Here is a 20,890-nt window from a genome sequence, read left to right as displayed (position 1 = left end):
CGACCCCATGACGCTGCCCGCGCCCGACCCCACCGACCCGGCAGGCTTGGACGCCCTGCTGACCGAGGACGAGAAGGCAGTCCGAACGGCCGTTCGTCAGATGCTCGACGTGTCCGCCGAGCCTTACATCGCGGAGTGGTTCGAGAAAGGCGAGATCCCGAACATCCGCGAGCTCACGAAGGAACTTGGATCCCTCGGCGTTCTCGGTATGCACCTTGAAGGATACGGATGTGCCGGCATGTCCGCGACGGAGTATGGCCTCGCCTGCCTTGAGCTCGAAGCTACCGACTCCGGTCTGCGCTCACTGGTGTCGGTGCAGGGGTCACTCGCGATGTTCGCTATCTGGCGCTGGGGCTCGGAGGAGCAGAAACAGGAGTGGCTCCCCCAGATGGCCGCCGGTGATGCGATCGGTTGTTTCGGGCTCACCGAGCCTGATGTCGGCTCCGACCCCGCCAACCTGCAAACTCGCGCCCGCCGGGACGGCTCGGACTGGGTGCTGAACGGCCGGAAGATGTGGATTTCCAATGCGCCATATGCGGATGTTGCGGTCGTTTGGGCAGCGACGGACGAAGGCATCCGCGGGTTCGTCGTCCCAGCCGACACCCCTGGCTTCTCCGCGCCCGAAATCAAGCACAAGATGTCACTACGTGCGTCGGCAACCGGCGAGCTCGTTCTCGACGACGTCCGCTTGCCAGCCTCAGCCATGCTGCCTGAAGCTCGCGGTTTGAAGGGCCCCCTCGCGTGCTTGAACGAAGCGCGATTTGGCATTGTCTGGGGCTCGCTTGGTGCTGCACGATCGAGTCTCGAGGTTGCCCGGCGATACTCTCAGGAACGCATCCAGTTCGGCAAGCCAATCGGCGCCTTCCAGCTGACGCAGCAGAAGCTTGCGGATATGTCCCTTGAGTACACCAAGGGGTACCTCCTGGCCGTCCACCTCGGCCGCCGCAAGGACGCCGGCCTGCTCCGCCCTGAGCAGGTCAGCATCGGCAAACTCAACAACGTCCGCGAAGCGATCGAGATCTGCCGCACGGCCCGCACGATCCTCGGGGCCAACGGGATCTCGCTGGAGTATCCCGTGATTCGCCACCAGAACAACCTCGAATCTGTGTTGACCTACGAGGGCACCGTCGAAATGCACACGCTGGTGCTCGGGCAGCTCCTCACCGGTCACGCAGCTTTCCGCTGATAAAGGGCTCTCAACACGGTGGACCGGGCTCGCAGTCTTTCGATTGATTCGCTGGGTCAACCGGTCAACCAATCGCGCGGCACAACGGTCATCGGGGCAGAAGGAGATGCTCAACGACTGTCAAGAACTCAACGCCGGCATGGCACGTTCGTGATTATCCCCAGTCACCGCATCAGCCCCGCTGGATATGGTGATTGCGCCGTCACCGCTCGATGGCGCAACTTACCGGCATAGACGCCGTGAGCTTTTCGAAGACGACTCGGTCAGTCGAGAAGCGGCCAACCGTATGGAGACGCAATGGCTCAGACCGATCCATCGGAAGCAGACGGTGTCATAACTGCGGCGGGCGTCGCCGGCCTCGGCGTGACTCGCGAAGGCGAAGCCAACGGCGCAATTGTAGACAGCTCACTTCGTCCTCAACAGACCAGTGTCCGCTGAACGAGCCCCCTGCCCCGGAGAGACCGGGCATCGTTGTGGACGGTTGACCGGCCACGACGAACATCAACGGAATTGGAGCAACATGTACACACGCAATCTCGCGGTAACTGCGGCGGCTATGGTCTGTCTGCTGACTCTCGCTTCATGTTCTGCCGACAGTGGTGGCTCGACCGCGGAGGGTGAGACGGATGGCGGGCAGCTGGTCTTCGTCAATTACGGTGGCGAATCACTGAAGGCCGCGGAGGCCGGTTGGATCGATCCCTTCTCAAAGGCGACGGGTTTTGACGTCGTGACTGACAGCCCGAGCGACTTCGCCAAGATTCGAACAATGGTTGAAGGTGGCCGTACCACTTGGGACGTTGTGGAAATCGATACGGCGGTTGGCGGAGGACAGTGCGGTGTGCTCTTCGAGGAGCGGCCTGCCGACCTCGACCTGAGCGAGGTGAACCCTGCCTACATCACCGACGAGTGCATGGTGCCGATCATGGTGCAGGCAGTCGGCGTGGTCTACAACAAAAAGCTTTATGGGGATACCCCGCCGACGCGACCAGAAGACTTCTTGGACATGGAGAAGTACCCCGGTAAGCGGATTGCATTCAACTACCCAGCGGGAACATTGGAGCCAATGCTCATGGCCGATGGCGTGGCTCCTGAGGATGTCGTTCCCATCCAATGGGATCACGTTGAAGGGATCTTCGACCGCCTTGGAGACGATCTCATTCTGATGTCTCAGCACACCCAGGTGGTAGCTGCGCTCGAGGCTGGAGACTTTGGGATGTGCCTTTGCTACCTCGGCAGGGCTGCTACGGCAGCAGAGAACGGCGCCGATATCGCTGTCCTTTGGGACAAGCTGTACGTGGCAGCCGGCGGAGCCTATGCGGTCAAGGGGTCCAGCAACCCGGACGCGCAATGGGCGTTCCTCCAGCACCTCGCCACTTCAGAGGGGCAGAATCCGTTCTACGAGATGATGCCGTACGGCCCCACCACGACGGGCGAGCCGCCCGCCGTCAAGGACGTATATAAGGAATTCATGCCGTCCTTTCATGAGGACAAAATCCGGGTTACCTATCCTTATGACGTGCCCTACTGGTCTGAAAACATCGACCAGGCGATGAACGAGTGGACGAGGGTTACCAGCGGAGGCTGACCTCCACGCCCTCTCGGCAGATCGGCACCGCCCGCACTGTTGGGTTATCCCCCACGACGTCCCGTGAACGCTGGTTTGACGCCAAGAGCCCGCGACAGCGACACGACCTAAATTTGCCATGAGTAGCATTCATCGATCTGGGAGGAAGCAGCATGTCCGAAACATCAGCAGGCAGACTTGACGCCGACGTTATCGTCATCGGCGCAGGAATCGCAGGCCTCATCGCGGCTCGCGAGCTGCGCGAGGCGGGCCGCGACGTGCTCGTCGTAGAGGCACGCGACCGGGTCGGAGGCCGAGTCAAGTCGTCCACGTTCGCCGGGGTCGCCATCGACGAGGGCGGAAACGCCTTCTCGCCGACCTTCCAGCCGCACATGACGGCGGAGATGGACCGGTACGGGATTGAGACGATAAAGATCACCGGTGATGCTAGCGGCTTCCGTACCCGCGGGGCGGGCAAGCTGTTCGTCGGCGCGGGCCCCGTACCCGTGGAAGAGTACGCGAGCCTCGAGCGGGCGCTTTACCACCTCCGCGAGGGAGTCGAACGCGTGCGTCTCGACATTCCGTTCGACGAGCAGGATATCCGGGATCTTGACGTCTCGTTCGCGGACTACTTCGCACCACTGAATCTTCCGCCGGCCACCTTGGACTTCGTCAATTCTTGGGCGGTTCACTGCAACTGCAACGACCCCAAGGATCTCTCCATCTTGCATATGATGCGGTGGTTCGCCGGCTTCGGCAACAGCATCTGGAACTACTACGGGGGTGCGGCCGACACGAAGCCGCGCCGCGCCCAGGCGTACATCGACGCCCTTGCCAAGGACGCAGGCGAGCGCGTGCACCTGAACACAGTGGTTCAGCGGATCGAGCAAATCGACACGCATGTTGAGGTGACCACACGGGACGGCCGTCTGCTCACTGCCGAGCAGATCGTCATGGCCACCCCGCTCAACACCTGGCGAGACATCGAATTCTCTCCGGCCCTGAGTGAGGGCAAGCAGACCGTCGTCAATGAGGGCCAGCTCGGTGGGGGTCACAAGTTCTTCGTGCAGGCACGTAATGTGCCGACTTTCGGATTCGCCTCATCGTACGAGCTGGGGATCGGGGTCCTACTACCGATGGGCACCCAGGCCGATGGCACGTCGGTACTCGTCGGGTTCCTCGATGCCGACAGGCTCGACGTCACCGACAAGGCAGCGATCCAAAAGGCGATCGATGGCCTCTTCCCCGGCGCTGAGGTCGTGGCCGTCGAGTCATACGACTGGGTCCAGGATGAGTTCGCGCGCGGCAGCCTCGTCGCCTTCCGTCCCGGCCAGCTCACACGACTCGACAGCGCGACGCGCAGCGCCGAGGGCCGGGTGGTGTTTGCAACATCGGAGATTTCGCAGACGTGGTCCGGATGGATCGAAGGCGCGATCGAGACGGCGCTTGCGGCCGTGCGCGAGCTGGAATCCGCGCGTTCCGTAACGGTGTAAGCAAAAATTTTCGGCGGCCGGGCAGCCTGATCCTGGCCGCCGAGAACCCACCCTACTGTGGTAATCACGGCGGGCCGCTCGCCCAGCTCAGCAGGGGAAGTCTCACCCTGAGACGCCACAGCTCGAGTGCCACATCGCGCCACAGGTCCGCGCCCGCAATGACGACACCCAGGTGATAACTATGCTGTGCATAGCCTTTCTTAGACTTTCAGTGCCGGCGAAGACCTAGGGGCACCGTGTGAGTGACTATGGGTGCTGGCGGCTCCTGCACGAGCAGCGTTACAGTCGGCCGGCTACCAACCAGACGAGCGAGGACCGCCGGCATCCCCACACGACCAGTTCGGCACCTCAACGAGGCGGCAAGCCAATCTATGGATGCTGACGGTCCGCGACTTAATCGACCGGCCTATCCCGGGTGAACACGGGTCAATCCTGTTCACACCACTTAAGTCGTGACGAAACGTGCTCCGTCATCCTGGCTCCCGACGCGGCTTGATGCGGCCAGGCAGGCAGCTTCATACGGCGAGGGTAGATAGGTAGTGGTCAAGGACGTAATCGGCGATCGCGATGGATGACGTCGCCGCCGGTGACGGCGCATTGCGCAGCAACGTCACAGGCCCGATTTGATCCACGGCGAAGTCATCGATGAGCGATCCGTCCCGACCCCAGGCCTGCGCCCGGACACCAGCGGCGGACCGTTCATACAGGTCCTGCATCCGCAAGTCAGGAATAAAGCGTTGTGCCCGTCGGTGGTAGAGCGGCTTGAGGAGCGAACCGGAGATCTCGCTCACACCCATGCGCCAGTGCTCGCGTGCCAGGGTTGGTGCGCCCGGCCAGCGGAGCGACTCCCACGTGTCCCGCACCGAAATGTTGCGCCACCCGTAACCCTCGCGGGCCAGGGCGGGAACGGCGTTCGGGCCGACCTGCACGTCGTTGTAGATTCCCCGAGTGAAGTGGATGCCGAGGAACGGAAAGCGCGGGTCCGGAACCGGATAGATCATTCCGCGCACCAGATCCGTTCGGTCCGAAGCCAGCGACCAGTACTCGCCACGGAAAGGCAGTATTTTCGGCGAAGGATCGGCGCCGATCATGCGCGCGACAACATCGGACTGCAGCCCCGCGCACGCGATCACCCGGTCGAAAACGCGCTCATCAACCTGAGTGGTGACTACGACGCGCGAGCCGTCGAGCCGGAGTCCAGTTACCTGGTGACCGAACAGTACCTCCCCGCCCCCTGAACGCACATCATTTGACATGGCCTCAGTGATCGCCGAGTAGTCCACAACAGCTGTGTGGGGCGAGTGGACGGCAGCAATGCCAGCGACATTAGGCTCAATCTCGCGAAGCTGCTCGGTCCCTTCGATGCGAGAAAGGTCGGGGACCCGATTCTGATGCGAACGGCGCTCGATCTCTGCGAGTGCAGGTAGCTCGTTCTCGTTGAGGGCAACGACAAGCTTACCGATCTCACGGTACGGCAGACGCTTCTGCGTGCAGTACTCATACAGGAGGGAGCGCCCGGCCTGGCACAACAGAGCTTTGAGCGAACGGGGCGCGTAGTACAAGCCGGCATGGACAACGCCTGAGTTGTGTCCAGTTTGATGAGTGGCAACGCGCTCCTCCTTCTCAAGAACTGTGACCTCACCTATGCCTCTGGCAACGAGTGCGCGGGCGATGGCAATACCGACTATCCCACCGCCGATTACGCCAATAGCCTCGCTCACGCGCGGAGCCCAAACGTTCGAGTCATGAATCATCTCTCTGGCTGTACGCCGGTCTGCATGAGTGCCGCCTGTCCATGCCGCTCTTGACCGAACGGCGCGGTGAGCGTCTCGATCAGATGTTCTCTGGGACTTCCTGGCGGCCGATCCGCACGAAAATATCACGCCGGCGAACCGATAAATACGTCGCGTAGGCAGCTCCGACGATGAACGCTGCCCAGATGATCACCTGCAGCATCACACCGAAAGCATCGTTTTCGCCCACAAGAACGCTGAGGTTACTGCTGACATAGAAGATGACTGCGGCGAATGTGCCCGCGGTGACCAGTGAAGTGCCGATGTAAACCGCCCGCCGGGCCGCTGGAACGCCGCGCTTCCTCGAGAAGTAGAACACAACAGAGACACTGCCGAGCAGGAACAAGACGAGGAACCCGTATGTGCCAGTTCCGCTCAGGAGGGCGAGGAGCTGATTGGGATCTCCGCCGATAACGGCGGTCACCACAACGATGGCAAAGAGAATGCCCCCGACGGCCACCGACGCCGTCGCGGGTGAGCCGGTGCGCCTATTAGCCCGGCCCAAGAAGTCCGGAAGCACACCGTCCACACCCATGTTGAACATGTAACGGCTCAACAGATTGTTTCCGGCGAGCAGCGAGGCCAAGATGCCAGTCTGGATGAAAATGGCACAGACCTTGTAGAGCGCGGCACTGAGATAATCCGAGAAAAGGACCGCGAATGCGCCTGATGAGTCGGCGCTGATGTCTTCGAGGGCGGTCGACGCCCCGAAACCGACGATGATTGCCCAGACTGTAAAGCAGTACATCACGGCGATGATTACGATGATGGAGTAGGTGGCGCGCGGAACCGACTTCACTGGATCACGCATCTCCTCGTAGTACAGAGCCGGGCTCTCAAAGCCCGAGAATTGTGAAAGCACAAACAAGAAGCCCAGCGCCACAGAGCCTGAGAGCAGACCCGACAGCGAGAACGACGCGCCAGCGCCGTCATAGTTGGCGGGCCCAGCATTGAGCAGAACCACGAGGTCAAACGCCAGAACGAAGAGGATCTCGACAATCAGGATGGCACTCAATAGCTTCGCGCTAAGGGAGATGTTGAAGTAGGCGGCCACGGTCGCCAGGACAATAAACAGGAGGGCGAACCAGTACCAGGCAATCTCGGGGCCGCCCATTGCATCACTGACTACAAAACTGAGTGATATGCCGCCGAAAATCGCAAGACCGACCTCGGCGAAGAGGTACGTAACGATCGCCACGTAGCCGGCGCCGAGACCGACCAGCCTGCCTAGGCCCGCCGTGATATAGGCATAGAGACCACCGGGCCGAGCGAGGTCCTTCACCATGGCGAGGAAACCAACTGCGAAGAGCGCAGCCACGACACCCACAGTGAGATACATGAAGGGAGCTCCGACGCCGTTACCGAAGGCGACGACAAGCGCGAGATATCCCGCGGCCGCTGTGAGGGGAGACATACACGCCAAGGTGATGAACACAACACTCGGCGTTCCGATCGAGCCGCGCAGGCCTCGCTCGCTCTCTCTGCCGGTCGTCGCGGCATCCGTCAGAGGAGCCGTGGGAACTACGTCGGTCATGGGTTCTCCAGTTCTACCGCGCCCAGTTGAACGGCCAAACGGCTCTGCGTCGACTGCCGAATGACGAGCACACCGCACATGCGGCCCGACGTCTTCGTCTCGTTCGCCTAGCTGGCCGTGTCAGCGCGAATCCCTGGGAAGCTCATCGCGATCCTGTTGGACAGGACTGACACCTTCGATGACCATAGGCGCGTATGGGATGGGCCGTGGATAGGGAAAGTGCTAATTGGTGCCTGGTCCTTTCGGATAACATCCAACGGCACCGTAGAGGCCGGACCGGGATACGCGGAAGTTGTGGCATACGTTCGTTTCATGGGAACAGACGTCGCGGTGATCGGCTTGGGAAATCTGGGGGCGGGGCTGGTTCGTGCGCTCACCGCGGCCGGTCTTTCCGTCACGGTATGGAACCGAACCCCCGGGCGGCTCGATGGCCTCGCGCCACTAAAAATCCGTTTCGCGGAATCGGCGGTTGACGCGGCCTCTTCGTCCGAGACGATCATAATGGCGGTCTCCGACTACGACGCCGCCCGCCATCTTCTGGACGAGATCGGTGGCGCCAATCTGTCCGGCCGCCTCATCCTTCAATGGATGGGCGGAACGCCGGACGAGGCGCGCGCACTCGGTGATCGCCTCGCCAACTACCGCGCACGTGTCGTCGACGTCCTTCTGCTCTCATACCCCAGCGATCTCGAATCGTCGGCAGTTGTCTACGTCGCAGGTGCCAGCGAGGATGTAGCTCTGGCTGCCAGTCTGGTTTTCAGTCGCACGCAATGGATTTGGACGAACGTGGGACAAGACCTAGGACGAGCGAAAGCGATGGGACACATCCTTGAGCCCATGATCGACCATGCTGTGGAGGGGTTCCTCATCGGTGCCGCCCTGGCTGAACACGAGGGCATGGGGATGCTGGAGTACTTCGAGGCAAGCCGCACGGCCATCGGTGTGGCCGCTCAAACGCTCGAAGGCACGGCAGCCCTCATCGATTCCGGCACATACATCAGCGGCCAGATGACGCTGACCCTCTGGTCCGCGGGCCTCGACCGACAGATCGCCCACGCAGAGAAATACGGCATCGACGTGACCACACTGCGACACATCAGGGCCCAGATGGACCAGCGAATAGCCGCAGGATTCGGGAACGAGGACATCGCCGGACTACACGCCGTAATCCGTGGGTCGAGTGCGTTCGGCACCGAAAAAACTACTGCGGATTGACCGGTTCGAATCGCGTTCACACCAAGCAATGAGGCCGCATACTCATCTATTGCAAGCCGAGATCTTCTGCCGCGACCCCGCCCAGGAGGGAGGACAGCTGCTCCGCACTAATGGACCCACCCAGAGTGCGTGCGTGGTCGGGCAGCCGCTGGTATTTGCCAACCACTGTGTCGAGGAATGATTCACCTCGCACCTTACTCCCCGACACATGATCCGTCCCGAACATGAGACGGCTCCAACCCACAGCGTCAGCCGCCTCCAAGATCTTCCGTGCGAAATCCAACTCCGCAGCCGGATCAGAGTCGTCCCAGAGCCATACCGACATCTCTAGGCGCACGCGCGGACCGGCGCCCGCCACCTCGAGAGCTTCAGCCCAACTAGTCGGCGCGCCGGCGTGGCCGAGCCACACCCGCAGTGCAGGGAACGCCCGAACGACATCCAGCAACAGGATCGGGTCAGACAAGGCCGTGTTCATCAGCGGCAAAGGATCCCCCGTGTGGAACAGGACGGGCGCGTCGTATTCCACCGCCAGCGCGTAGATCTCCATTGCTTCGTCTGAGGAGGGGTGCCATCCACACCCCGGGTAGAGCTTCAAGCCGCGAATGCCTCGCTCGAACCAATCTCTAACGGTGCCGGTCGCGTCCTGACGGCGAGGATCGATGCCGCCGAAAGGGATGAGCCGACCCGGAAACTGTCGGGCGAGCCGCAAGGTCTGATCCACGGCGTGCGATATCGGACGCCCAGTCGTGAAGCCTGGCCCCCAGTCGATTGGGAGTAAAACGCTTGCATCGACCCCGGCCCGATTCATGCGGGTGATCATCCGGTGGGCATCCGGGTCGATGAGCCCGGATTCGATACGGTCGCGAATCTGCTCCGGCCGCCGCCCGGGGGCTCGCCCGGCCCAATCCTGAGCGACCCAATCCCACCATTCCTCTGGCCAGTGACCGATGTCGAGAAGGTGGGTGTGCGTGTCGATGATCACGGCGCGGACACCCGGAACAACGGTATTGCCTGGCCGTCGTCAGTCCGCGAAAAAATCACCTCGACTTTAGTGCCGAACGTGACCGCCTCGGGGTCGCCGCCGACCACATTGGAGACGACTTTCACGCCGCCTTCGAGCTCGATGAGAGCGACCACGTACGGAGTCTTGTCCGCGTAGTTTGGGGAGTTATTCCGGTAGACCACTGAGTAGGTCCACACAGTGCCATCGCCGCTAGACGCGAAGTCTTCCACATTGTCAGACATGCAGTTCGCACAGAGTGCACGATAGTGATACTGCGTCATACCGCAATCGGGGCAGCGCTGAAGCAGGAAGACACCATCATTGGCGGCATCCCAGAAGGGCGCCGTCTCGGGCGAACGGACGGGCACGAGGCCCGTCCAGGTCAAAGTATCGGTAACCACGATCAAACTCCTAACAGGTGAGCGGCCGAACCTCGGCGGGCGAGAAAAGCAGCTCCGGTTGCGGTACACAGTGCCACCTTGGCACCCTCGACTTGCCGTCCGGTGGCCTCTTCGCGCAGCTGACGAACTGCTTCGACGAACAGGAAGATCCCCCGGCGACCCGGATGGTTCGATGACAATCCGCCACCATCAGGATTCGTTGGAAGCGACCCTCCATCGAGACGGAGATTGCCGTCCGCTGCGAACGCACCGCCCTCGCCGACCTTGCAGAATCCCGCACCTTCGAGGTCGATCGGAACGTTCAAGGTGAAGGCGTCATAGATCATCGCGGTGTCGACGTCTTTAGGCCCCAACCCAGCCATCCCGTAGGCCTGATCACAGGCGCGCTTCACCATCTCGCGGCTCTCCGCCGCCCAGTCGGTGTGGCCTCCGCCGTGACCCATGTAGCTTTCGCCGAAACCAAGAATCCTGACCGGCTTCTTTTTCGTGTCGGGGATGAGGTCGGGGTGCACCAATACGAGCGCTGCGCCGCCGTCCGAGATCACGCAGCAGTCGTTGCGACGCAGGGGTGACGCGATCATCGGCGAGTTGAGCACGTCGTCGATCGTGATCGGGTCCCTGTACATCGCATCTGGATTCAGGGCGGCGTGCTCGCGCATCGTGACGGCCACCGACGCAAGTTGTTCTGAGGTCAGTCCGTAATCGCGCATGTAGCGATTAGCCACCATACCCATGAACGAGATTACGGTTGTCCCGTAGATCTGCTCGAAGGAGTCGGGCGTCGGGAGCAGCTCCTGGATGCTCAACTGGTTGTACCCGACCGTTCCGACGTTGATCTTCCGAGACCTGGTATTCGCTCCATAAGAGATGAGAGCGCACTTCGCCATACCCGACTGGATCGCGAGCACCGCCCGGTTGACGTAATAGCCGAACGAAGCGCCACCGACGTCGGTTTCATCGATGAAGTTCGGCTTGATACCGAGGTAATCGGCCATCATCACGGATGCGCAGCCTGCGAGATATCCTCCTTCGGACGCCGTCGAGGCCGTGAAGAAGGCATCGACGTCGGCTGGAGTGAGGCCGGCATCATCGAGCGCGCCTTTCGCGGATTCCGCGTTGATCTGCCACTCGCTCTTGTCTGGCGCGAATCGAGTGGGATGCTCGTATGCGCCGGCGATGGCTACGCCACCGGGAATCGCCATCATGTAGATAACCTCTCTCTTGTCGGCGCCAGCACCGGAGGTGGGCGACGTCGCTTGCAGTACGAGGGGACATTTGTTTCGAAGCAGACTGCGTGCTGAACTCACCTCAGCAATCACAACTTGCTCGGCACACCTGCACCCTTCTGCACTTATTGTGTCGTCACCCTTACGGCGTCACCATCGTGGATCACACAACATCGGCGCGCGGACATCGGAAAGTGCACGCACCAAGCTGCGTCGGGACGTGGCTAGGCTCCGAAAGAAAGCGACACACGCCGCACAGCACCGACGCGACTGATCCGGTCGTCTGCTGTTTGAACACAGCCAAAAGGAGATCGCTCAATGAGCCAGCCCACGCAACAGCGAATCGTGAAGACAGCGATTCCAGGCCCTGCATCGCTGGAGTTGCATGGCAGGCGCGAAACCTCGTTCTCATCGAGCTTCAGCGTCACCGTCCCCCTCTACATTGATCGCGCCGGCGGAGGTATCCTCGTCGATGTCGACGGAAACCACTTGATTGATCTCGCCGCCGGAATTGCGGTGACGAGTGTGGGCGCGTCCCACCCCCGCGTCGTCGAAGCCGTCAAGGAACAGGTCGACCGCTTCACTCACACAGGATTCCTTGTCACACAGTACGAGGCAGCCCTGGGTGTAGCCGAACGCTTGAACGCGCTCACACCTGGCGACTTCCCGAAGCGCACGGCATTGTTCAGCACCGGCGCGGAAGCCATCGAGAACGTCGTCAAGATCAGCCGTGTTTACACGGGCCGCGACGCCATCGTCGTCCTCGGCCACGCTTACCACGGACGCACACTACTGACCATGACCATGACATCGAAGAACGTCCCCTATAAAGAGGGATTCGGTCCATTCGCTCCGGAGATCTACCGTGTGCCGTCCCCGTACCCATACCGATGGACAGGGCGCGGTGAAGACATCGCCCAGGAAGCCTTTGACCAGTTGGCTGAGCAGGTGCGGACACAGATTGGAGCGCATAACGTCGCGGCCATCATCGTCGAACCCATCCAAGGTGAGGGCGGCTTCATCGTTCCACCGGAGGGCTACCTCACCAAGGTCGCGAAGTTCGCTCGAGAGAACGGAATCGTTTTCGTGGCCGACGAGATTCAGACCGGTCTCGGGCGGACGGGCGATATGTTCGCAGTTAATCACGAAGGCGTCGTGCCCGATTTGATCGCCACCGCGAAGGCACTCGCTGGCGGACTGCCGCTGTCCGCAGTTACCGGTCGAGCGGAGATAATGAACGCCGTTCCCGCTGGAGGACTCGGAGGCACCTACTCCGGTAACCCCCTGGCCGCCGCAGCAGCGGTTGCCGCCTTGGACGTAATCGTGGAAGAGGATCTACCCGCCAGGGCACGAGAGATCGAATCGATCGTGAAGCCGCGCCTCGAGGCGCTAGCCAAAGAAGGATCGCGTATTGGTGAAGTGCGCGGCCGCGGGGCGATGATCGCTGCAGAGTTCGTGGTCCCCGGGACAACAGAACCAGACCCCGATGCGGTGAAGAAAATCGCCGCATACGCGATCGAACGCGGAGTGCTCATTCTCGTGGCAGGGACCTTCGGAAACGTGATCAGGCTGCTGCCTCCTCTCGTGATCGGGGACGAGTTGCTCAACGACGCGCTCGACGTGCTCGAGGAAGCAGTGAGGGACCTAGATGTTCTTCCCACGGAGGTTGTGCGCAGCGTGGCGTGACCGGATGAGGTGAGGACCTCCGATATCGATATGGGTAACCACACCTAATCGAGCCACGGAGGTCCTCGTGTCATACGTTACCCACGCGCGTGACGCGCTGAACCCGGCTGGCCCGCCTGAAACTGGTCAAGCTCGTGTTCGACGACTGCTGGGCGCAGGCCCGCGCCGCCGAACGGCTGCAAGTGACCCCGCGCGTGAGAGCTGCACTAAGGTCCGCTGCACACCGCTCAGCCGCCGACTCGGTCCCAGACAGAACAGGCCCCCGGGGAAATCGGTTGAACCGGTTGGCCTAGCGGCCTCAGAACAAGACGTCACAATCGCTCGAACACATCGAACACGTTGAGGTCGACGCGCCACGTTGCGAGCAGTTCGCGCGGCAAGTAGTGTTCCGGTAGCGTAAGCACATGCGACCATCGGTGGTTGGTCTCGCTGATGGACCCGCGATTCAACATCGCTGCCGATCCTGCGTTTCCAGCCACAGCCGACGCATGATTCTCAATGTCGAGGGTTTGCGCCTGGAAGTCCAGGCAGGATAGGGGTCTACCGTGAACAGTGGGGACTACACGCTGGGCGATCTGCTCAACGAGCCACATCTAGGACTCGAACTGCTGACGGGAAGTCACGATGTGCTGGCGACGAGCGTCACCGGCGCCCACACGATCGAGCTAGAGCATCCAGCGAAGTGGCTCGATCGCGGCTGGATGATGCTCACCATGGGTGTGCGGTTGCGCAATAAGCCTCCGGCCCAGCGAGCGCTCATTACTGAGCTGCGTGACCTTGGTGCGAGTTGCCTTGGATTCGGAACGGGGCTCGCCTTCAAGAGTGTCCCCCCTGCGCTCCTCGATGAGGCATCGCGTCAGAACTTTCCCATAGTGCTCGTGCCGGAGCAGACACAGTTCCGGGAAGTGACGCGCGCGGTCTTCCACTCAACGCTCAGCATTGAGTCGACGAGCTTCCGACGGCTGACGTCAATCCAGCAGAATCTCATCCGCGCTTTCGCGGACCCAGACCCGCTTGAGTCTTTGGTGCAGCGGCTCGGGCGGGTCGTGCACTCCACAGTTGCGGTCCTGTCCGTCGACGGACGAGTCGATTTGGCAAGCGGCGCGATCCCTGTGTCCGACATCGCAGCACAACTCGACGATTTCGAAAGTCTTCCGCTGGCTCAATTCGACGCGGCGGGTTGGCAGGTCATCGCTGCACCCGTTTCAACGAAGCGCGGAAGTTCGGCGCGCTGGCTGGTAGTTGCGTCGCGCGGCGGAACGGTCGCGCGGGAACTGGCACGCGCGGCGGTACAAGTGACGGCTCCTCTGATCGACGCCATTCTTCGCTTGAACGTGACCGACCAGGGCCAAAACAGAGCCGTGCGCAAGGCCATACTTGACTCCGCTTTGGAGGGAACGAGCGACGAAACAGAACTGCGTATGCTCGACGCCAAGTTCGCCGAACTCGGGATCAATTTCGCATCGGAGTTCCGCACCGTCGTACTGAGACAACGCCCGGGCGGTCTAAATGGCCGAGTCGTGCCATCACCCGATGCCGTCGTAAGCTGGCTCTACACTCAGCTCGAAGTCCCCGGCGTGAGCTACCTCTTGTCCCAGCGTCGGTCGGAGATTGTACTGATACTTGAGACTAACGCCGCCTTGGACGACCTCGTGTTTGAGGTATCGCACAAGTGGCCAGCACTCACGGTCGGAGTCGGCCGCCCTCTCCTTTCGGTGAGGGATGTCCAAACCTCCCACCGGGACGCACAGGTAGCCGCGCAACATGCCACCATCCAGGCCGATAGGCCGGTCTTGTGTTTCGATGGTCTCGACATGGTGACACAACTCCTCGCGGAAGTACCCTTCGAACGGTTCCAGACGGCGGCGGCGCCGCTCGCGTCCGTTTTGGCGGATAATCCCATACAACTCGAAGCACTGCGCGCTTACTTCGCAGCCAATAGGGACGTGAAAGTCGCGGCAGATTCCATTTTCTTACACCCCAATACATTGCGTTACCGGCTGGAGCGACTCGAGCAGGCCTTGGGGCGTTCGCTGCGCGAACCATCCGTGACGGCGTCGCTATATTGCGTGCTCACTATGATGTCCGACGTTTTGCCTGCAGCAGGGTCGACGTACGGACAGACGGCGGAGGAATGGACGGCGTCACCTTCCCTGACCGGGCTAAGCCTCGAGGCAGGTTAGCTACTCGACCACTCTGAGGCGTGGGCGTCCGCTGCGCATAGCGCCGAGCGCGGATGGCGGTGCGTGCTCGCTGAGTATCATCGCCTGGTATCGGATTGACGCCCTGTCGCGCTTTTGATTCCTCCGCACAGGCAGCTGGTCAACAAAATGAATCTCGCTGGGCAACTTGAACCGCGCGATTCGATCGGCCAGGTGTGCGTAGACATCATCAACACTGACGATGCAGTCGGGCTCGAGACGCACGAACGCCACGATACTTTGGCCGAACTCGTCGTCCGGGATGCCGACGACCGCTGATTCACGGACGCCAGGTAAACCTGCCAGCGCCGACTCCACCTCGGCGGGGGCGATCTTGGCGCCGTCGCGGATGATCACGTCGACAGAGCGGCCAACCACGTAGTAGTACCCATGATCGTCCTCGTATAGCAGATCCCCAGTGTGGAACCAACCGTCCACCAGCCGTTCCGCTGTGAGTTCAGGCTCACCCCAGTATCCGAGCATGACACCCGCGCCCCCGACCCAGCCCTCGCCCACCTCACCGACTTCAACATCTTCGCCATTCTCATTCACGATCCGGAGCCGCGCCCCGTCCACGAGACGGCCGGCGGATCCAGCCGGAGCGTCAGGGTCACGTACCGGATCGACTGCGAGTACCGGCGCCACTTCAGTCGTTGCGTATGCTTCAATCAAACGGTGCCCGAGACGTCTTTCGACAGCGCCGACAACCTCCGCATTGATGGGCTCGCCCCCCCGGTAAAGATGGCGGAGAGAACTGAGATCATAGGCGCTCTCATCGACCGCTCCGAGGAGAGCCCCATACATCGACATGGTGCCCGCAAATAGGGTGATGCCTGTTGATTCGATCTCCTCCAGCACCCTACGGGCCGCGAACTCACGATGCAGCACAACCGACGCCCCACCAGAGAGCAACGCCTGCGACAGAGTGGACAGTCCCCACACCCAGGACAGCGGTAATGCGATTAGCGCGCGATCACCTGGACGGAAATCCAAGACGCTCCAGTAGGCTCGCGCATTCCAGATTTCGTGCCCGTGAGATCTTGTTACCGGATGAGGGCGGTCGGTGGTGCCGGATGTGTAGCAGACGAGCACGGGGGTATCTTCCGCCACGGCGAGGACGCCCGCGGCCGCTTCCCCCCAGCCCAAACCACTATACGGAAGCATGTCCTTCCGGTCGCCTCCCAAAACGATCCGGGCGCCCGGAAGCCATGGCGCCCCGTAGCGCTCCAGGCGTTTCCATAATCGTTTCTCTGCCACCACTACCGCGGGAGCGGCGTTCCTGAGCACATACTCGAGTTCCGCCCCCTGAAACGATGGATGAACAGGAGTGAAGATAGCGCCGAGGCGCGCCGATGCGAGATATAGAACGAGGTACTCGATGCGGTTTTCCGCGAATAACATGACACGATCGCCAGCTGTGACGCCCATTGCTCGCAGTCCCGCTGCGACTCGATCGCTCTCGCTCGCCAGGTCGTGATAGCTCATCGACTCCCCCTGCATTTGAATCGCGATAGCGTCACCCGCGTTGGCAGACTGCGAGAGCGCGAGATCTGCCAGGTTCATCCCGCCATCCCCGGGAAGCAAGGAAAGCCGGGGCTGTTTCTTTGGTGTGAGTTCCCCTGCTGCGCCGGCAAGACGCTAGTCGCAGAAAGAGCACTCACGCCCAAGATCAGTGTGGGCCTGCGAGTGTTCTGCATAATCGCCTCCTTCTCCCCTGCAGTCCGGCAAACGAAGTGAACTTCATCATCGTCCGCGGCAGCGAGCTTTCACCCTCTCACCTGGGAACTCCTGATCAAAATAAACCACGCCGAACCTGCTTCCCGGGAGATGGCAACGGCACGCTTCCGTGCGCTACAGAGACGACGGGAGTATGCCTCATACCATGACATCTTCACGCTGTGGGGATGGTTCAGTTACGGTTTCGCGCTCAGGCGAACCGTAGCCGCCGCCGCCTGCGGTGGTCACTGACAGTACGTCGCCTTTGTAAAGCCTCACGGACAACTTTCCCGTGAGCACATCAACACCTCCACCGTTGGCGCGGAAGATCTTGAACGAGGCCGCCGCTCCCCTGCCCCCGCCTTCGCGTCCACTTGCGCGACCGATCTCCGCGGTCTGATCGATGTAGCAGATCCCGTCGGCTCGTTCAGCGAGCAATCGGAAGTCTCGGCGTAACCCCATACCGCCCGAATACTTTCCCTCTCCGCCGGAGCCCTCGGCCAATTCGCTTCGTTCGATGACCCAGGGGAACTCCGATTCACAAATCTCGATGGGTACCATTGCACAGTTTCCCGTGTAGCTGTCGACTGCGTGGTCGCCCGGGGCATCCGGTCGCGCTCCGCCGCCGCCCCCGAAGTAATCCGTGAAGATGATGGAGCGCCCAGTTCTTGGATCCGTGGTCTGTAGGTAGAAGGCGGCCGAGCAAACCGAGCTGGCGGACACTGCCAGCTCCCTACGTAGATTGCCAAGCGCTTCGACCGCCACGCTGGCGAGTCGCTGCTGTGCCATGAATCGGGCCACGGTCGGGGCAGGGAAGATCGGGTTGAGGAGCGAGCCTTCGGGCGCGCGAACCTCGATGTGGCGTGTGAGACCTTCGTTCATCGGCAGGTCAGTGAACTCACGTACAGCGTAGTGGAGCGCCGCCAGGGTGCTCGCGTACGGTACATTCAGGCCGACATCCATCTGCGGGTCCGTACCGGTGAGGTCCATGACCAGCGTTCCATCGTGTGCATGCGTCGCAACTGTAATGCGCCGCGGTTCTGGACTGTGCGGACCGCCATTGTCCAAGTACCCTTCCGCAGCGGCGGCGCCGTCACTCTCCCAGGACTCGAAGATGATCCTGGCGCGCGCCGCTGTGGTGTCCAGGAGATTCTGCATTGCATCGCGAACGGTATCTGCGCCGAACCGCTGCGACAACTCTGCGAGCTGTACCGCTCCCATCTGACATGCGGCAAGTTGAGCGTCGAGGTCGCCCAGCATCGCGCGTGGGTCCCGTACGTTCGCCTTGATGAACCGGAACAACGATTCATTGCGCTTCCCGGCGTCGACGAGAAGGATTCCCGGGAAGATAAGGCCTTCCTGGTAGATTTCCGTCGTCTCGGGGTGCTCAGTACCGACGAAACGGCCACCGATGTCAATGTGATGCGCGATCGCTCCTGTATATCCAACGAGCGTTTCACCAAGATACGCCGGCGCGAAGATCTGAATATCGGGAGTGTGAGAACCGCCGAGGTACGGGTGATTCGCGATCATGGCGTCGCCCGGCTTCAGCGGACCGTTCTCCGCAATCAAGATACGCAACGACGACTGCATGACGCCCAGCATGGAGGGATTTTGTTCCGACGCGGATACCAGGTCGCCTTTGCTGTCGAGCAATGCAGTGTTGAAATCATGTTCCTCGCGGATCACCGGTGAGAACGAGGATCTGTACTCAATGATGGCCATCTCGTCCGCGATCGATTTGAAAGCGTTGTTCAGGATCTCCTGTGTGAATGCATCGATTTTCGTGTTCATGCGTCGACCGCCTTACGTGTGCGCTCCAACAAAAGGTTGCCATCTTCGATGGGGGTTGCCTTCCACCCGTCTTCAAGCAGGATTGTCGTGTCCTCCTGCTGGAAGATGGCTGGGCCACTGATCTGTCCGTTCACGGCTTCTCGGTGCATCACCGGTACATCACGCCAGCTGCCGCCAAGGAACACTCGAGCGAGGTCTGACTTATGATCGTCCCCGGACGACATCGATCCGCCTAGCGACGCGATGGGATGCGCGTCGGCGCGGCCGGTTGCACGCAGACTCACGATTTCCATCTCTGGATGAGCCGGCACATAGCCGTACGCCGCCCGGTGGGCGCCAGCCAGTGCCTCTGCCAGCCGCTCGAGTGTTTCGCTGCTTATATCGTCTCGCTGTAGCGGGACAGTGAGGCTGTACCCCTGGCCTTCGTACCGCATGTCTGCTTCGAAGGTCACCTCCGTATCGGCATGCCCGGCGCGAAGCAGTAGTCCGTTGGCCGTGGCCTCGAGCGAGTCAAGCACACCGGTCAGCTCATCGAGTGAAACCTCATCAAGGCGCCGGGGCCACCCTTGGCGGACATCGTGTCGTACCGCGCTTACCAGAAGGCCGATCGCGCTCGCAACTCCCGGGTACCGAGGAATGAGCACCTTGGTCATATGTAATTCGTCGGCAACGGCGCAGGCATGCAGACTGCCCGCCCCGCCAAAGGCTGCCAGTGTGAACTGGCGCGGGTCAAGACCACGGGCCACGCTCACGAGCCGCGCCGCCCGACTCATGTTCGCGTTCACGACCCGGAGAATCCCGCTCGCAGCCTCCTCCACCGAAATTCCCAGGGGGTCGGCGACGTTCTTGCGAATAGCCTCCCTCGCCCTTTCGCGGTCGAGCTGAACGCTGCCCCCAAGCTTCCGATCTGGTGAAAGGTTGCCCAACACAACATGAGCGTCGGTGACAGTGGCCTGAACGCCGCCAAGCCCATATGCTGCCGGTCCCGGACGTGAGCCGGCACTCTCCGGGCCAACGCTGAGCTGACCTTGAGAGTCAACCGATGCGATAGATCCGCCCCCCGCTCCGATGGACAGCAGGTCGACCTGCGGCAGATTGATGGGTTGTCCAGCGGCCTCGCCCTCATACCGAAACGCCGGAATGCCATCGGTCACAAGTGATACATCGATCGTCGTCCCGCCCATGTCGAAGGTGAGCAAATCCCTTTCGCCACAAATCATCCCGATGCGGGCCAGTCCCATGACTCCGGCCGCCGGGCCGGATTCAGCGAGCGACAGGGGCCTTTCTGCGGCTATCTCACCGGTTGTTAAGCCACCGTTGGACTGCATGAGATATAGCGGCGTTTCGACGTCGGCTGACTGCAGCCCCGTCGCGATGTCGTCGATGTAGCCCCCAACGAGTGGGAGCAGCGCCGCGTTGAGCACTGTGGTGCTTGCGCGTACATACTCGCGTATTTCAGGGGCGATTTCTGATGAGATTGAAATGGGAACGCCAGGAATTTCTTCTTCTAGGATGCGAGCAATCTCGCGCTCGTGACTGCTGTCGACAAACGAAAAGAGCATACAAATTGCGATTGCCTCCACGGCAGAATCCCGCAGCCGCGATGCGACCTCGCGTACCTCGTCCAAGTCGAGCGGAGCAAGCTCCGCACCCTGAGCGTCGATTCGAGCACTGACCCCGAAACACCGATCGCGGGGAACAACCGCTAGCGAGTTGGGTAGCCGCAATCCATATGTGTGGTCGCGCTGCTGTGTGCCAATCTCAAGCATGTCAGTGAATCCGGCATTCGTGACAAACCCAACTCGCGCCAAGGTGTTTTCGACCAAAGCGTTGGTCGCCGTGGTCGTCCCGTGGCTGAGAAATTCGATCGATGATGCGGTCGTTCCCGCCCGATCGCTGACGGTGTGCAACGCTTCTAGAAAGCCAGCCGCCCGGTCTTCCGTCCGTGTAAGGACTTTTGCGATCTGCAAGCGGCCGTCGACAGCGATGAACGCGTCAGTGAACGTACCTCCGATGTCGATGCCGACTCGGGCTTGCTCGTTATTCGGCGCCATTGCCTCCCTCTCTTTGTGCATTAT

At 61.3% G+C, this 20,890-nt stretch carries 14 protein-coding genes; 6 read left to right on the top strand and 8 right to left on the bottom strand.

The window, feature by feature from the left end; genetic code table 11:
• Positions 1-7: 7 nt before the first annotated feature.
• From HCT51_RS06315 to HCT51_RS06305, 3 genes are all read left to right on the top strand, one after another.
• Positions 8-1,186 (top strand): acyl-CoA dehydrogenase family protein, encoded by a 1,179-nt coding sequence (locus tag HCT51_RS06315; protein ID WP_166880645.1) that lies wholly within the window; start codon positions 8-10, stop codon positions 1,184-1,186.
• Between the two features lie 520 nt (positions 1,187-1,706).
• Positions 1,707-2,771 carry an extracellular solute-binding protein gene (locus HCT51_RS06310; RefSeq protein WP_166880549.1) on the top strand — a complete coding sequence of 355 codons (1,065 nt, stop codon included), beginning with the start codon at positions 1,707-1,709 and terminating at the stop codon, positions 2,769-2,771.
• 152 nt (positions 2,772-2,923) lie between these two features.
• Positions 2,924-4,243 carry a flavin monoamine oxidase family protein gene (locus HCT51_RS06305; protein WP_166880551.1) on the top strand — a complete coding sequence of 440 codons (1,320 nt, stop codon included), beginning with the start codon at positions 2,924-2,926 and terminating at the stop codon, positions 4,241-4,243.
• Positions 4,244-4,758: 515 nt separating this feature from the next.
• Here the strand turns inward: HCT51_RS06305 and lhgO are convergent.
• Both lhgO and HCT51_RS06295 read right to left on the bottom strand, forming a co-directional pair.
• Entirely contained in the window at positions 4,759-5,964 is a 1,206-nt protein-coding gene (gene lhgO, locus HCT51_RS06300) for an L-2-hydroxyglutarate oxidase (protein WP_224760707.1), read from the bottom strand.
• A 112-nt stretch (positions 5,965-6,076) separates the two neighbouring features.
• A complete protein-coding gene (locus tag HCT51_RS06295; RefSeq protein WP_166880557.1) occupies positions 6,077-7,570 on the bottom strand; it encodes an APC family permease in 1,494 nt (497 codons plus the stop codon).
• A 312-nt stretch (positions 7,571-7,882) separates the two neighbouring features.
• Here HCT51_RS06295 and HCT51_RS06290 point away from each other — a divergent pair, with 312 nt between their 5' ends.
• Positions 7,883-8,785: an NAD(P)-binding domain-containing protein gene (locus HCT51_RS06290; RefSeq protein WP_166880559.1), complete on the top strand. Its 903-nt coding sequence runs from the start codon at positions 7,883-7,885 to the stop codon at positions 8,783-8,785.
• Between the two features lie 46 nt (positions 8,786-8,831).
• On the opposite strand, the gene HCT51_RS06285 is transcribed toward HCT51_RS06290, so the two are convergent.
• The 3 genes from HCT51_RS06285 to HCT51_RS06275 are packed head-to-tail and all read right to left on the bottom strand — an operon-like array spanning position 8,832 to position 11,394.
• The gene (locus tag HCT51_RS06285) at positions 8,832-9,767 is read right to left on the bottom strand and encodes an amidohydrolase family protein (protein WP_166880562.1); all 936 of its coding nucleotides are present in this window, start codon (positions 9,765-9,767) and stop codon (positions 8,832-8,834) included.
• Positions 9,764-10,189, bottom strand: a complete 426-nt coding sequence (locus tag HCT51_RS06280) for a Zn-ribbon domain-containing OB-fold protein (protein WP_166880564.1) — start codon at positions 10,187-10,189, stop codon at positions 9,764-9,766. The genes HCT51_RS06285 and HCT51_RS06280 overlap by 4 nt, the downstream gene beginning before the upstream one ends.
• Before the next feature lie 2 nt (positions 10,190-10,191).
• Positions 10,192-11,394, bottom strand: coding sequence for a thiolase C-terminal domain-containing protein (locus HCT51_RS06275; protein WP_166880566.1), 1,203 nt, complete (start codon positions 11,392-11,394; stop codon positions 10,192-10,194).
• 339 nt (positions 11,395-11,733) lie between these two features.
• On the opposite strand from HCT51_RS06275, the gene gabT reads away from it, so the two are divergent.
• Both gabT and HCT51_RS06265 read left to right on the top strand, forming a co-directional pair.
• Entirely contained in the window at positions 11,734-13,101 is a 1,368-nt protein-coding gene (gene gabT / locus HCT51_RS06270) for a 4-aminobutyrate--2-oxoglutarate transaminase (protein ID WP_166880568.1), read from the top strand.
• A 545-nt stretch (positions 13,102-13,646) separates the two neighbouring features.
• On the top strand, positions 13,647-15,284 hold the full coding sequence (locus HCT51_RS06265; RefSeq protein ID WP_166880570.1) for a PucR family transcriptional regulator: 1,638 nt from the start codon (positions 13,647-13,649) through the stop codon (positions 15,282-15,284).
• Here HCT51_RS06265 and HCT51_RS06260 read toward each other — a convergent pair whose 3' ends face one another.
• The 3 genes from HCT51_RS06260 to HCT51_RS06250 form a co-directional block, all read right to left on the bottom strand.
• On the bottom strand, positions 15,285-16,865 hold the full coding sequence (locus HCT51_RS06260; protein ID WP_166880573.1) for a class I adenylate-forming enzyme family protein: 1,581 nt from the start codon (positions 16,863-16,865) through the stop codon (positions 15,285-15,287).
• 312 nt (positions 16,866-17,177) lie between these two features.
• Positions 17,178-18,812 (bottom strand): hydantoinase B/oxoprolinase family protein, encoded by a 1,635-nt coding sequence (locus tag HCT51_RS06255; RefSeq protein ID WP_166880576.1) that lies wholly within the window; start codon positions 18,810-18,812, stop codon positions 17,178-17,180.
• Positions 18,809-20,887 (bottom strand): hydantoinase/oxoprolinase family protein, encoded by a 2,079-nt coding sequence (locus HCT51_RS06250; RefSeq protein ID WP_166880578.1) that lies wholly within the window; start codon positions 20,885-20,887, stop codon positions 18,809-18,811. The genes HCT51_RS06255 and HCT51_RS06250 overlap by 4 nt, the downstream gene beginning before the upstream one ends.
• Between the last annotated feature and the right edge of the window lie 3 nt (positions 20,888-20,890).

This window comes from Salinibacterium sp. ZJ450, assembly GCF_011751885.2.
In the GTDB taxonomy this organism is placed as follows: Bacteria; Actinomycetota; Actinomycetes; order Actinomycetales; family Microbacteriaceae; genus Ruicaihuangia.
The sequence above is the reverse complement of the archived record's forward strand: the minus strand, read 5'-3'. Positions and strand labels throughout refer to the sequence as shown.